Here is a 14,180-nt window from a genome sequence, read left to right as displayed (position 1 = left end):
CGAACTCCGCCCCGTCCCCCGCGTCCTCGCGCCGCTTCACGTGATCGCGCCCGCCCGTCGGCGCCACGAGGAGCAGCGCGAGGAGACGCCACACCGTGCCGCCGATCTGGGTGTCCCTCCTCAACCGGCCTGCGCAGGGGCGGAGTTCCCTTCCTGCCGCGCGGCGGCGATCCGGCCGGCGGTCGCGTCGAGCAGCAGCTCCAGCGCGACCGGATAGCCGCTGCGCCGCATGTCGGCGGCGAGCAGCCGCGCGGTCGCCGCGATGTGCGGATGGGTGTCGGCCGCCAGGGTTCCGTAGTTGGCGTGCCAGACGGCCAGATCGGCGGCCTGCGCGGCCGCCGGGAGGGCGAGCGCGGCGGCGTCCAGGGCGGCGAAGCCGAGAGCCTGGTCGACGAAGGCGTGGTAGATCCGCACCGCCTCGGCGTCCGGCAGCCCGGCCCCGCGCAGCACGCCGAGGATCGCCTCGACCACCCGGACTTCGTGCTCGCGGCCGGTGGTGCGGTGGGCGGCGAGCAGGGCGGCCTGCGGGTGGGCCTGGTAGCAGGCGTGGATGCGCAGGCCGATCTCACGCAGGTCGGCGCGCCAGTCGCCGGTGGCCCGGAAGCCCTGTTGGGCCCGGCCGATCATCTCGTCGGTGAGGGCGAGCAGCAGGTCGTCGGCGCTGTGGAAGTAGCGGTAGACCGCGCTGGGGTCGGCACCGAGGGCGGCCCCGAGCTTGCGCACCGTGAGTGCCTGCGCGCCCTGCTGGGCGACCAGGTGCAGCGCCGTCTCGACGATCGTCCGCTCGGAGAGCACGGTGCCCTGCCGGGTCGGCCGCCTGCGCTGCCGCCGGTCCTCCGGAACCACGCGTTCGGTCATGGCCCCGGAGCTTATGACAACAGCATTGACGTGTGAAGTGGGCGGCCGGTTTCATTCCCAGCCACCGGCGCCTTTCCCCGTGCCGCCGGCCCACTCCCCCACACCAGCGAGGCGGTACTCCCTTGGCATCACCGCTCAAGCCCCCCGGCCGCACCGCGGACTCCCCCGCCGTAGCCGCCCCCCGTACGACGCTGCCCAAGTCGGTCGGCATCGAGGGCGGCGTCGTGATCGCCGCCTCGACGACCGCGGCGACCACCAGCATCGGCATCGGTCTCGGCCTGATGGCGGGCGTGGTCGGCCTCCACCTGCCCGCGCTGATGCTGCTGGCCTTCCTGCCGGTGCTCGCCATCGCGGGCGGCTACGGCCGGCTCAACCGGGTCGAGCCGAACGCGGGCAACAGCTACAGCTGGGTCGGCCGCACCCTCAACCCGTGGCTGGGCTTCCTGTCCGGCTGGGTCGGCATCGTCGGTACGGTCGTCTTCCTCGCCTACACCACCACCGTGACCGGGTCCGCGGTGCTGCAACTGCTCGGCCTGGCGGGCCTGCACCGGTTCGGCGGCTTCGCCCTCGACCCGGACTCCACGCTGCAGACCACCGCCATCGGGCTGACCGTGCTCGGCGCCGCGACCGCCGTCGCCGTCCGCGGGCTGGACCTCTCGGCCCGGTTGCAGAAGTACCTGCTGATCTTCGAGTACGCGGTGCTGCTGATCTTCTGCGGCTACGGGCTGTTCGCCGGCGACCAGCCGTTCTCGCTCGACTGGTACAACCCGTTCGCGATCCCCTCGCTCTCCGCGCTGGCCCAGGGCATGGTGCTCGCGGTCTTCTGCTACTGGGGGTTCGAGTCGGTGTTCAGCATCGGCGAGGAGGTCCGCGACCCGCGGGACGCCTCGCGCGGCGGCTTCATCGCGTTGACCGTCATCATGCTGCTCTTCCTGCTCGCCGGCACGGCCTTCCAGCGGGTGCTGCCGCTGTCCGAGCTGGCCGACAACGGCGCCCAGGGGCTGGCGTACTTCGGTGCCAAGCTCGCCGACCAGCCGTTGGCCGCACTGCCGCTGGTGGCCCTGCTCTTCTCCGCCGCGGCCTCGCTGCAGGCAGGCATCATCCCCACCGCGCGCGGCATGTTCGCGATGGGGCGCGACGGCACCCTCGGCCCGGTGTGGATGCGGCTGCACCCCCGGCACGGCACCCCGGCCGTCGGCACCGTGCTGATCGCCGCCGCCGCGACCGTGCTCGCACTGCTCTCGCTGGCCATCCCCACGGTCGGCGACCTGATCTCGGCCGCGGTCAACGCCAGCGGCATCCTGGTCGCCTTCTACTACGCGCTCACCGCACTCGCTGCCGCGGTGCGCTTCCGCGGCCTGCTGCGCACCGCACCGTGGGAGGGGCTGCGGGCCGTGGTGGCGCCGCTGCTCGGCGCGCTCGTCCTGCTCTCCGTCGGCGGGTACCTGGTGTGGACCTTCTGGTCCTCCGCCGACCACTTCGAACTCAGCGCCGACAACGGCTGGTTCCAGCTGATGGTGCCCGCGGTGATGGCCGGCTCCGGTCTGCTGGCGGCGGCCTGGGCCCGCTGGGTACGCCGCTCCCCGTACTTCGACCGCCGGTCGCCGGCCCACGCCGCCGGGCCGGCCCTCGAACCGACCGTCTGACCGCGGCCCGGGCCCGCCCACAGCAGGCCCGGGCCCGCCACCCCCTTCGATCCGCGGCGCCATTGCCGCCCGAGCACTGGAGCACCGCCCATGGCCCAGGCCGACCTGGTCTTCACGAACGGCCCCGTGCACACCGTCGACCCCGCCCGCACCCGGGCCACCGGTCTCGCCGTCACCGCCGGCCGGATCACCGCCGTCGGCCACGACGAGGTCCGCGAGCTGATCGGGCCGCGCACCGAAGTCGTCGACCTGCACGGCAGGTTGCTGATCCCCGGCTTCCAGGACGCGCACGTCCATGCGGTGTACGGCGGCACCGAGCTCGCCGAGTGCGACCTGTCCGGTACCACCGGCGTGGACGAATACCTGCGCCGCGTCCGCGAGTTCGCCGCCGCCCACCCCGAGCGGGAGTGGATCACCGGCAGCGGCTGGTCGATGGAGAGCTTCGAGGGCGGCCTGCCGAGCCGGCGACTCCTGGACGGCGCCTGCCCGGACCGCCCGGTCTTCCTGCTGAACCGCGACCACCACGGCGCCTGGGCCAACACCCGTGCCCTGGAGCTCGCCGGGCTCACCGCCGACACCCCGGACCCGGCCGACGGGCGGATCGAGCGCGAGCCCGACGGCACGCCCGGCGGCGTGCTGCAGGAGGGCGCGACCGGGCTGGTCTCCCGGCTCGTCCCGCCCAGCACCGCCGCCGACCGGCTGGCCGGGCTGCTGCGCGCCCAGCGGCTGCTGCACTCGCTGGGCATCACCGGCTGGCAGGACGCGCTGCTCGGCGTCTTCAACGGGCAGCCCGACGTCTCCGACGCCTACCGGACGGCCGCGTCGGACGGCACCCTCACCGCCCGGGTCACCGGCGCGCTCTGGTGGGACCGCGACCGCGGCGCCGAGCAGATCCCCGAACTCGTCGCACGGCGTGCGGAGTCGAGCGGCGGCAGGTTCCGCGCCGGAGCGGTGAAGATCATGCAGGACGGCATCGCAGAGAACTTCACCGCCGCCATGACCGGCCCGTACCTCGACGGCTGCGGCTGCGCCACCGGCAACAGCGGCATCAGCTTCGTCGACCCGCACGAGCTGCGCGAGCACGTCATCGCGCTGGACGCCCTCGACTTCCAGGTGCACTTCCACGCCCTCGGCGACCGCGCCGTCCGCGAGGCCCTGGACGCCGTCGAGGCGGCCGTCGCCGCCAACGGCCGGCGCGGCAACCGGCACCACCTCGCCCACCTGCAGGTCGTCCACCCCGAGGACGTGCCGCGCTTCGCCCGGCTCGGCGCGATCGCCAACATCCAGCCGCTGTGGGCCGCCCACGAGCCGCAGATGGACGAGCTCACCATCCCCTTCCTCGGCCCCGAACGCGCCTCCTGGCAGTACCCGTTCGGCTCGCTGCTGCGGGCCGGCGCCACCCTCGCGGCGGGCAGCGACTGGCCGGTCAGCAGCCCGGACCCGCTCGCCGGCCTGCACGTGGCGGTGAACCGCGCCGAACCGGGCGCCACCGACGGCCGGGTCTTCCTGCCCGAGCAGCGCCTCGACCCGGTCACCGCACTCGCCGCGTACACGGCCGGCTCCGCCCATGTGAACGGCCACGACGAGGCCGGCAGCCTCCGCCCCGGCCACCTCGCCGACCTGGTGGTGCTCGACCGCGACATCCTCACCGCGCCGCCCGAGGAGATCGCCGACGCCCGGGTGGAACGCACCTACGTCGGCGGCGAACTCGTCCACCTCGCCGACTGATCCGACGACGGCCCCGGTGCGCAACCGGCGCACCGGGGGCTGTCAGTGATCGCCAGTAGGTTTCTCAGCGTCCCGCCGATCCGGCGCGGCACACCCCTGGACGCAAGGAGATGGTGCATTGTCAGCCTGGGAGGAGTCGAGCACGGCGCGCGTGGTGCCGCCCGCGCGGCCGCGCAAGCTCGCCAAGGTCCCGTTCGTCGAGCTGGCCGACGGACGTCTGCAGGGCGTGGTCTCCAGCGGCTCGGACATCGAGCGGGTCTACGTCTCGTCCGTCGCGGCGGGTGTCTTCGCGTTCGCCTGCAGCACCAACAACAACCGGCCGTGCGGCGGCGCCCGCGGCTCGTTCTGCAACCACATCGGCGCGCTGATCACCGAGGCGGTGCTGCAGTACGGCGCCGAGCGGGTCGGCCGCTACCTGCGGGTCGAGACCGCCGCCGAGGAGACCCACGCGGCGGGCATCTCCGCCGCGATGCGCGGCACCCGCCCGCCCGCGGCGGACAAGGGGGCCGCCGCCCAGGTGTTCAGCCGGTTCCTGCGCCACCTCGCCTACCTGGAGCTCGCCGCGACCACCGCGCCGCTGCCGGAGATGCAGTGGTTCCCGCCGACCAGGGCGGCGGTGGCCTGATGCGCGCCGACCTGCTCACCGAGCCGATCGACGGCCTGGACGAGGCGCTGGCCGCCGTCGACGGCTTCGACCGCGCGCTCGCCACCGGCCTGCTCCGCCCGCAGCCCGCCCAGGCCGCCGGCCTGATCGGCCTCGCCGACGCCCACGCCGGCTCGCCGCTCGCCGCCCGGGTCGCCGAGGCGGCCGAGAAGACCGCCGCCGGCGTCGGCGACGAGGACCACCTGACCGCGCTCGCCGCCGCCCGCTGCGCCCTGCTCGGGTCCGTCCACGACGCGCTCACCGCGCGGATCGACGAGGCGACCGGCCGCACGCGTGCCGCCGCCCCGGCCGCCGCGCCCGGCACCCCGCAGGCCGCCAACCTGCTCGCCGCCGCGCGTTCCTGGCTCGCCGACCTCGCCCGCGCCGGCTGGCAGGGCATCGACCACGAGCTCGTCGCCGGGGCCGCCCCCGTGGTCTCCGCGATGCTGCCCGACCCGGCGCTGCGCCGCCTCGCCACCCTGCTGGACGGCTTCGCCGCCGAACTCGCCGCCTCCTGCCCCGGCGCCACCCTGGAGCGGATACCGCTGCGCCGCTGGGCCGACCTCTGGTCGCGGGCGCTGCTGCTCACCGTGCCGGGTGCCGGATCGACCGCGGCCACCGAGCAGGTGACGGGCCGTCTGCTGCCGCTCGGCATCGACCTGCAGGAGCACGCGACCGCCGTCCAGGCCCAGGTGCACGCCGTCCTGGAGCCGGCCGACGGCGGCCCGCCCCGGCTGGTCCGCGCCGCGGTCTCGGCCCCCAAGCCGGACACCGTCGTCGGGATGGGCGTCTGGCAACTGCTCCGCCCGCACACGGTGCTGCTCGCCGCCGTCGGCGAGGGCCGCTCCGTGCAGCTGACGGACATGCCGGCCACCGCCGAGGGCGACCTGCTCTGGGACGACGCACACGCCCGCGCCGGGGAGCCGGCCGACACCTTCGCCACCGCGCGGGTCGTCCTGCCCGCCGCCACCTCCGCGGCCGTCGCGCCGCTCGACCGGCACCCCGCGGGCATCGCCGTCCCGGTGTTCCTCGACGGCTGTGTCTTCGAGCAGGACGGCGACGCGCTGGTGCTCACCGTCGCCGGGCAGCGGATCGCCGTCGACACCGACCGCGTCCCCGCCGCCGGCCCGCTCACCCCCGAGGCGGTCGCGGCGGCGAACTCCTGCATCGGCCTGCTGCGCTGGGACGGCGGCGCGTTCGCCCTCCAGCCGCTCGCCGTGGAGGCCGTGGTGAAGCGGAAGACCGTCGCCGTGCACGCCGGCGGCTGGGCCGGCGGCACCGCCGACAAGAACGGGATCAAGGCCGAGAAGGCCGCCACCGACGCGGTGGCCGTGCTGCGCGAGCGCGCGGGAAGGCTGCTGCGGTCATGACCGAGCCCACCACCACGGCCCCCGAGGCCGATCCGGACGAGAACCGGCGCCAGGTCCTGTACTGGCGGCTGCTCGCCCGCCTCTTCGACCAGGACGAGCAGGCCGCGCTGGAGTCTGCGAGCCTCGCCGTGGTCGAGGACATCGGCCTGCCGCCCGCCCTGCTGGACCCGCAGGTCTCGGTGGACTCGCTGGTCCAGCGCCACCCGGAGCTGGCCGCCGAGTTCGACGGCCTGATGGTGCCCGGCACCGACGGCACGGCCGACGACGCCGACCGCGACCGCGCCGCGGAGGTGCGCCGCGCCGCCCTGGCGTCCAAGGTGCTGCTCAACGTCTTCGCCACCGGCCGCGGCACGGTCTCCGCCGGGCAGCTCGCCGCCTGGCAGTCCGACGCCGGCTGGCTGGAGCGCGCGCTCGGCTCCAAGCCGGGCGGGCTGCGCGCCGGCCGCGGCACGGGCGGCGGCACCACGCCCGACCTCTCCACCCTCGTTCCGCCGATCGGCCCGGACCTCGCCGCCATCGAGGCCGACCTGGTCAAGCGGATGCACCTGCGCGAAGTGCTCGCCGACCCGAAGCTCGCCGCGCAGCTCACCCCCAGCATGTCGCTGATCGAGCAGCTGCTGCGCGACAAGAACAACCTCTCCGGGGTCGCCCTCGCCAACGCCAAGGCGCTGATCCGGCGGTTCGTCGACGAGGTCGCCGAGGTGCTGCGCACCCAGGTCGCCAAGGCCAGCGTCGGCACCCTGGACCGCTCCGTGCCGCCGAAGCGGGTGTTCCGCAACCTCGACCTCGACCGCACCATCTGGAAGAACCTCACCAACTGGAGCCCGGAGGAGGAGCGGCTCTACGTCGACCGGCTCTACTACCGGCACACCGTCCGCAAGACCACCCCGCAGCGGCTGATCGTGGTGGTGGACCAGTCCGGCTCGATGGTCGACTCGATGGTCAACTGCACCATCCTGGCCTCGATCTTCGCCGGCCTGCCCAAGGTGGACGTCCACCTGATCGCCTACGACACCCAGGCACTCGACCTGACGCCCTGGGTGCACGACCCCTTCGAGACGCTGCTGCGCACCAACCTCGGCGGCGGCACCGACGGCACGGTCGCGATGGCGCTCGCCCAGCCGAAGATCGCCGAGCCGCGGAACACGGTGGTGGTCTGGATCTCCGACTTCTACGAGTGGCGCGGCGAGGAGCTGTTCGCCTCCATGGCCGCCGTGCACCGCTCCGGGGCGAAGTTCATCCCGGTCGGCTCGGTGACCAGCTCCGGCCGCGGCAGCGTCAACCCGTGGTTCCGCGAACGCTTCAAGGACCAGGGCACCCCGGTGCTCTCCGGCCACATCCGCAAGCTCGTCCACGAGCTCAAGAACTTCCTCGCCTAGAAAGGCCCTTCGATGTCCGACCTGCTGCGCGCCCCCGCCGAGCTCAAGTACGCCGAGGAACTGGCCTGGCTGGAGTCGATCGACGACAACCCCAAGCCCTTCACCTGGCGGCTCTCCCCCAAGATGGTCCGGCTGTTCGTCCTCGGCTCCGAGCGCGCCGACGGCCTCGACCGCGAGATCGCCCAGAAGTGGTTCGGCGACCGGAGCATCGTCGAGCGGGCCATCGTCACGCTCGCCTCCGACCGCGGCCTGCTGCTGATCGGCGACCCCGGCACCGGCAAGAGCTGGCTCGCCGAACTGCTGGCCGCCGCGATCTGCCGCAACTCCACGATGGTCGTGCAGGGCACCGCGGGCACCACCGAGGACCACATCAAGTACTCCTGGAACGTGTCCATGGTGATCGCCAAGGGCCAGTCCCGGGAGTCGATGATCCCTTCGCCGATCATGACGGCGATGGAGTCCGGCGCGATCGGCCGCTTCGAGGAGCTCACCCGCTCCACCAGCGACGTACAGGACGCGCTGATCTCCATCCTCTCCGAGAAGTACATCTCGGTGCCCGAACTCGACAGCGACAACATCGTGTTCGCCAAGCCCGGCTTCTCCGTCATCGCCACCGCCAACAGCCGCGACCGCGGCGTCAACGACCTCTCCTCGGCGCTCAAGCGGCGCTTCAACTTCGTCCGTATCCCGGTCGTCACCAACAAGAAGAGCGAGGCGGAGATCGTCCGCTTCCGCACCGAGGAGCTGCTGCGCCGCCACTCGATCGAGCTGGAGGTGCCGCCGACCCTGCTGGACGTGCTGCTGCAGTCCTTCGCCGACCTTCGGGCCTCCGCCGCCGCGGCGGCGAGCGACGACGAGAAGCTGGAGTCGGCGCTCTCCACCGCCGAGCAGATCGGCGTGCTGGAGGACGCCGTGCTGCACAGCAACTTCTTCGGTGAGCGGTCGCTGACCGCCCGCACCCTGGCCTCCTCGCTGGTCGGCTCGCTGGCCCGCCGCGAGCCGGAGGACCTCGCCATCCTCAACAAGTACCTGCACGGCGTGGTCGAGCCGCGCGGCAAGGAGGAGGGCGGCGAATGGCCGGAGTTCCTGGAGGGCGGCCGCGACGCGATCGCCACCCTCTCGTGACCGCCGCACCCGCGGGCACCTTCGACCCGCTGCGCGCCCAACTCCAGGAGGCGGCCGCCTCGTTCGCCGGCGGTCCGGACGCCCTCCAGGCCATCCTGCTCGGCATCGTCGACGACGTCGACCGGGCCGTGCGCGAACCGCTGGAGATCTTCCCGGTCTGCCACCACTCGCCGGCCTCCGCGGTCGCGATGGCCCGCCGGCTGCGCGAGAAGCAGCCCAAGGTGGTCTACCTGGAGCTGTGCGAGGACATGGCGCCGCTCCTCACCGAGCTGCGCAACTGCCGCCTCCCGGTGGCCGTCCAGGCGTTCGCCACCGAGATCGACGGCTTTCCCGCCGACTGGGCGCCGCTCTCGGTGGTCGCGCCGATCACCGAGGCCTCCGCCGAGTACCAGGCGATCGCCTACGCCCTGGACACGCCCGGCGTCGAACTCGTCCTGGTCGACCGCTCCTCGGACCACGTCTTCCAGTGGCAGCCGCACGACGCCGAACCGACCGACCCGGACGGCCGGGCCGACCAGGGCACGGCACCGGCCGAGGAGGAGGCCGCCCTGCACGGCGACGCGGTCGGCGTGGAGATCGGCGATCTCCGGCCGCGGTTCGCCGAGTTGGAGGAGCACCTGCTCCGCCACGGCAAGGTCCGGCACTGGTCCGAGTGGTGGCACCAGTACGTCGAGGTCCCGCTCGGCGACAGCGACCACGACACCTACCGGCAGGTCATGCTGCTGATCGGCAGCCTGTTCCGCCGGCTCGCACCCGGCGACCCGCGGCGGGTCACCGTGGACGAGGACCGCGAGCGGTACATGTGGACCAGGATGCGCGAGCACCTGGCCGCCACCGGCACCGACCCGGCGGACTGCCTGTACGTCTGCGGCGCCTTCCACGCGGCCAGCCGGGTCGCCGAGTTCGGCGTCGCGGGCAGCGACACCTTCGCGATCACGCCGCGCTCCGCCACCCGCTGGCAGCACGGCCTGATCCCGTCCAGCCACGCGGCCATCGAGGCCCAGTTCGGCCTGGCCGGCGGCTCGGTGTCGATCGCCGCCACGCTCTGGGCGAAGAACCTCAAGCGCACCAAGGTGCAGCCGTACCGGCTGGCCGGCCAGGTCGGCGGGGCGAAGAGCGCCCGGAAGGCCGCCGCCGCACCCGCCCCGGTGGCCGGGCCGCCGCAGACCGACCGGCTCTCCGGCTTCCTGCAGCGCCCGCCCGTCCTCGACACCCTGGACGAGGCCGAACTGCTCGGCTGGTCCGTGGACATCGTCCGCGCCGCCCGGCGCAACGGCTACCTCGCCTCCACCGCCGACGCCATCTCCGTCTTCGAGACCTCTGTCCTGCTGGCCGGGATGCGCGACCGGGCCAAGCCCACCCCGTACGACTTCCAGGACGCCGCGGTCACCTGCATCGAGAAGGACACCGTGCCGGGCCGGCGCGACGTCCGGCGGCTGGTCGAGATCATGATGGGCGGCGACCGGATCGGCCAGGTCGGCTACGACGCGCTGCCGCCGCTCGCCCGCGACGTCCACGACCGGCTCGCCCCGCTCGGCCTCCGGCTGGAGCAGCGCGGCGTGCAGCGTGCCCTGCTCGACATCGCCTCCCGGCCGGAGCTGGCGAAGTGCTCCGACGTGCTGTGGATGCTGCGTTACCTGCTGCCGGACGGCGCAGCGCGGCCGATCATGGGCGAGCGGAAACTCGGCGAACGCTCCATCCAGGAGTCCTGGGACCTCTCCCTCGGCACCCACCAGCGGGCGCTGATCGAACTCGGCTACGAGGGCGTCGGCATCGAGCAGGTGCTGGAGCAGCGGCTGCGCCGCAAGGCGTACGGCCCGCAGGCCACCACCGCCGCCGTGCTGGAGGCCGTCGAGGACGCCACCCTCCATCTGCGCAGCCGCCGGCTCGCGGACGAACTCGGCCGGCACGCCCTGGAGGTGTTGGCGACCGAGCGGAGCGTCGACGGGGCGCCCGAGGTGCTGCGCCGGATCCGGCGGCTGCTCGCGTACTACCGGACCAGCGAGCCGGTGCTGCCCGCCTGGATCGAGTCCTTCGTCAAGGCCGGGTACGCGCACTACTGCACCCTGCTGCCGACGGCGTTCACCGACGAGGACGCGACGGTCCGTCAGGTCGCGGCGATGCTGGGCTTCCTGTTCAGCATGGAGAGCCTGGCACTGTCGCTGGGCTGCGACCGGACCCAGCTGGAACTCGCCGTCGCGCAGTCGCACCCGGAGGAGCCGTCCCGCGTGGCGCTGCTGTGGGCCGCGCAGGTGCAGCTCGGGCGGCTGCCGCGGGCGGAGCTGCGGTCGCGCTGCGACGCGCTGCTGGCCAACCCGCTGGCGCTGCCCGCCTATCCGCGCTACCTGAGCGGTTTCGTGCAGGCGCTGGAGCCGGTGCCGGGCCTGACCGACTTCGTGGTGGAGGCGGTGTCCCAGGCCTTCGGCCGGCTGCCGGACGGGGTGCTGCTGCCCTGGCTGCCGACCCTGATCACCAGCCTGCGGGCGGGCGGCGCCGACCTCGCGCCGCTGCTGATCCGCGAGGCCGGACGGATCTTCCCCGGCCGGCTCGCCGCCCTGGACACCTGGGTCCCGCCGTGGCGCGCCCCGCAGCCCGCCCCTGCCGCACTGCGCCCGACCCGGCGCGGCGCCGGCGGCTCCGCCCTCCTGGCGGCGCACCCGGCGGCATGCGACGCCCTGGCGGGGCTGCTCGGCTGCGACGGCGGCTGGCAGTCACCGGACGCCCCCGGCGGCGCGGCCCTGCTCACCCGCCACCCGGACGCCGCCGGGGCCCTGGAGGCGCTGCTCGCCACATGCTGACCCTGCCGCGGCGGCCGTACCCCGGAGGGGGTGCGGCCGCCGCGGCGTCCCCTCGGCGGCGCTGCGGGAGCCGCGTGCGGCTATCCGCTTGAACGGACGCCGGGCGGGCGGGCAGGCTTGCGCGGTGATTCATGCGCTCTCGCCGGCCTTTCTGACCTGGGACGAGGTCGACCCGGCCCGCCACCCCTTCGACAGCACGTCGGCGGCGCAGGTGGTGCACGCGCTCGGCCCCGCCCGGTGTGTGCCCCGCCGCCCCGACGTCGCCCTCGCCGACCCGGCCCTGAATGCCTGGGCCCGCGACGAGGCCGGACTCTGGGCCGACGCGGTGTCGCACGCCCTGGTCGAGCGGTACGGCCGCTGGGCCGTGGGCTGGCGCTGGGCGCACGGCGAGGGCGACTTCGACGGGGGACCGGTCGGGAGCTGGTGCTGCCCGACGCACTCGATCACGACTCCGGAGGAGACGCTCGCCCGTGTCGTCGCAGCGCTCTGCGAGTGGCGCGCATGGCTGGAGAGTCTCGCCGAGCGGTTCGGGGCGTACCCGCTGCAGTTGGCCGCCGTCGGGGACCAGCGGATCCTGTGGGAGCGTGCGGCCCGCGATCTGATCCTGCAGGTGTCCGACCGCACGGGCTGCGGCAGCGGCTGGTACGGGCACTGCCGGCAGGTGCTGGGCTGGTTCCTCGACAGCCGGGGCGTCGCATCCGACATCGCCGAGGAGCTGGTCGGCCGAGCGATCGGCGGGCGGTTCCGGAGCTGGACGGACCCCGACCCGGTGCTGGTCGAGGACATCGCGGAACGGCTCGCCCTGTCGGTGCGGCCGGAGGACGGCGCCCGGCCCGCCGGGGCCGTGCCCGACCACCTGGCACGCTGGATGGAGGTGCGCGGGACCGTGCCCTGGCAGGACGGCCCGGACGGCGGTGCGAACGGACCGGTGACCCCGTCGCGGGACGGCGCGGCGGAGGACGTCCGCGCCTTCGACGGCGCACTGGACCCGGCTCGGGCGCAGGGCATGCTCAGCGCCCTGGACGTCGTCCGGGCGGACGCCTCGCGCGGCGCCCCGCTCGGCTTCGCGCTGCTCCGAGGCTGGCAGCAGCACGTCCTGGGCACCCCGCAGCCCCCGCCGTTCCGCAGCCTGCCGGCCTTCGCCAAGGGCGGCTCGGAACGCTACGGCATCGACCCGGACACCCGTGCCCGCCTGGACACCTGTCTGGCCGAGAGCAGCGCGGGCACCGGGCGGCCCCTCCCGCTGACCGCCCGCGCCGCCCGCGCCTACCTCGACGTCTGCTTCTTCCACCCCTTCGACGACGGCAACGCCCGAGCCGCCTTCCTCACCCTGGTCTTCGTCCTCGCCCGCGAGGGCATCACCCTCGACGGGGTCGGCCTGCTCCGGCGGGTCGCCTTCCGCGCCGACAGCTCCGGCGACGCGCTGAGCCTCGCCGGCTACGTCGACCTCCATCTCAGGGAGACCCGGCGCACCGCCGCCTCGCCGCCGTGGTCCGCCGCGGCGGGCCGGGCCGGGCCCGTCAGGAGGCACCCCGGGCGGACCGGCCCGCCTCCTCGGCGCCGCGGCCCCGGGCGACGGAGACCACCAGGGCGGCGGCGGTGATCAGCCAGGCGGCGACGGCGATCCAGAGGAGGGGGCGGCCGAGGGTGTCCAGCCAGGCGATGCGGGTGGCGGCTCCGGTGGAGAGGGTGGCGACGGCGCTCATGCCGAGCGGGAAGACGGTGGCCCAGCGGCGGATGTTGTACCGCAGCCGGGGGTGGCCGATCTCCGCGGCGAGCAGGACGACATAGCCGACCAGGTCGAGCGAGAGCAGGACGAGGGTCAGGTCGCGCAGCACGGTGTGTCCGATGCCGGTCCACTCGGGCCAGGCAGTCAGTTTGGAGCCGGCCAGGGCGCAGATGGCGAGGGCGCCGGCGGCGATCCACTGGTCGCCGGCGCCGGTCCAGATCTGGCGGAGGTCGAAGCGGGCCAGTGCGGCGGCGTACAGCAGCAGGCCGAGGGCGAAGGTGGCCATGGCGGCCGGGGCGAGCCAGTCTCCGCTGCCGGCCAGGGCGAGGGTGCCGGCAAGGACGGCGAGACCCTCGGTGGCCACGCAGACCAGGAAGGCGACGCCGGGCAGGTGGTGCTTCCAGTGCCGCAGGACGGAGATCAGCAGCGGCGGCCAGGCCACCGCGGCGATCGCGAGCAGGACTTCGGCCGTGCTCTGCCATCCGGAGAGCGAGAACCGGGTGCCGACGACCGTGGTCGCGGCCACGGCGGTGAGCGCGGGCGGGGTGGCGGCGTTGGCGGTCCACCGGTCGCGGTCCCGCAGCAGGGTGAGCGCGAAGGCGAGGGCGAGCAGCAGCCAGCCGGCGGCGGCCAGGGCCAGCAGCACCTGGGAGGAGGTCTCACGGCCGATCAGGTGAAGCCCCACGGAGACGATGCCGGTGGCCATCACGGCAGAGCCGGCGGCGGGCGGCAGTCTCGCCCACCAGCGCGCGGCCGATCGGTCGTCGGCCCGGTTCACCGTGGGGAGTTCCATGCTGCCATCGCAGCGCAGCTGCGCCGGGGATGTCAGCGGGGCACGCCGACGGGCCGCTCCCCCGGAGGCCGAATCCGGGGGTGCGGCCCGTCACCGCCCGGCTCGGCGGGA

At 74.4% G+C, this 14,180-nt stretch carries 10 protein-coding genes; 8 read left to right on the top strand and 2 right to left on the bottom strand.

Translation table 11 applies throughout. The features are described from left to right. Window positions 1-120: 120 nt before the first annotated feature. Complete coding sequence (locus AB0P35_RS32705) at window positions 121-858, bottom strand: TetR/AcrR family transcriptional regulator (protein ID WP_363518160.1); 738 nt, start codon at window positions 856-858, stop codon at window positions 121-123. Between the two features lie 191 nt (window positions 859-1,049). Here AB0P35_RS32705 and AB0P35_RS32700 point away from each other — a divergent pair, with 191 nt between their 5' ends. From AB0P35_RS32700 to AB0P35_RS32665, 8 genes are all read left to right on the top strand, one after another. Then, a complete protein-coding gene (locus AB0P35_RS32700) occupies window positions 1,050-2,504 on the top strand; it encodes an APC family permease (protein WP_363518187.1) in 1,455 nt (484 codons plus the stop codon). Window positions 2,505-2,594: 90 nt separating this feature from the next. Continuing rightward, a complete protein-coding gene (locus AB0P35_RS32695; protein ID WP_363518158.1) occupies window positions 2,595-4,232 on the top strand; it encodes an amidohydrolase in 1,638 nt (545 codons plus the stop codon). Window positions 4,233-4,350: 118 nt separating this feature from the next. After that, window positions 4,351-4,857, top strand: a complete 507-nt coding sequence (locus tag AB0P35_RS32690) for a hypothetical protein (RefSeq protein WP_363518156.1) — start codon at window positions 4,351-4,353, stop codon at window positions 4,855-4,857. Further along, the gene (locus tag AB0P35_RS32685; protein WP_363518154.1) at window positions 4,824-6,245 is read left to right on the top strand and encodes a hypothetical protein; all 1,422 of its coding nucleotides are present in this window, start codon (window positions 4,824-4,826) and stop codon (window positions 6,243-6,245) included. Before AB0P35_RS32690 ends, AB0P35_RS32685 begins: the two co-directional genes overlap by 34 nt. Next, window positions 6,242-7,624, top strand: coding sequence for a VWA domain-containing protein (locus tag AB0P35_RS32680; RefSeq protein WP_363518152.1), 1,383 nt, complete (start codon window positions 6,242-6,244; stop codon window positions 7,622-7,624). Before AB0P35_RS32685 ends, AB0P35_RS32680 begins: the two co-directional genes overlap by 4 nt. 12 nt (window positions 7,625-7,636) lie before the next feature. Next, window positions 7,637-8,749 (top strand): AAA family ATPase, encoded by a 1,113-nt coding sequence (locus AB0P35_RS32675; protein WP_363518150.1) that lies wholly within the window; start codon window positions 7,637-7,639, stop codon window positions 8,747-8,749. Beyond that, a complete protein-coding gene (locus AB0P35_RS32670) occupies window positions 8,746-11,547 on the top strand; it encodes a hypothetical protein (protein WP_363518148.1) in 2,802 nt (933 codons plus the stop codon). Before AB0P35_RS32675 ends, AB0P35_RS32670 begins: the two co-directional genes overlap by 4 nt. 124 nt (window positions 11,548-11,671) lie before the next feature. Continuing rightward, entirely contained in the window at window positions 11,672-13,150 is a 1,479-nt protein-coding gene (locus AB0P35_RS32665) for a cell filamentation protein Fic (RefSeq protein WP_363518146.1), read from the top strand. Here AB0P35_RS32665 and AB0P35_RS32660 read toward each other — a convergent pair. Continuing rightward, window positions 13,068-14,069 carry a tellurite resistance/C4-dicarboxylate transporter family protein gene (locus tag AB0P35_RS32660; protein ID WP_363518144.1) on the bottom strand — a complete coding sequence of 334 codons (1,002 nt, stop codon included), beginning with the start codon at window positions 14,067-14,069 and terminating at the stop codon, window positions 13,068-13,070. The two genes, AB0P35_RS32665 and AB0P35_RS32660, sit on opposite strands and share 83 nt — an antisense overlap. Between the last annotated feature and the right edge of the window lie 111 nt (window positions 14,070-14,180).

The sequence above is a fragment of the Kitasatospora sp. NPDC085879 genome, from assembly GCF_040686255.1.
In the GTDB taxonomy this organism is placed as follows: domain Bacteria; phylum Actinomycetota; class Actinomycetes; order Streptomycetales; family Streptomycetaceae; genus Kitasatospora.
This window is presented reverse-complemented; position numbering and strand designations above follow the sequence as displayed.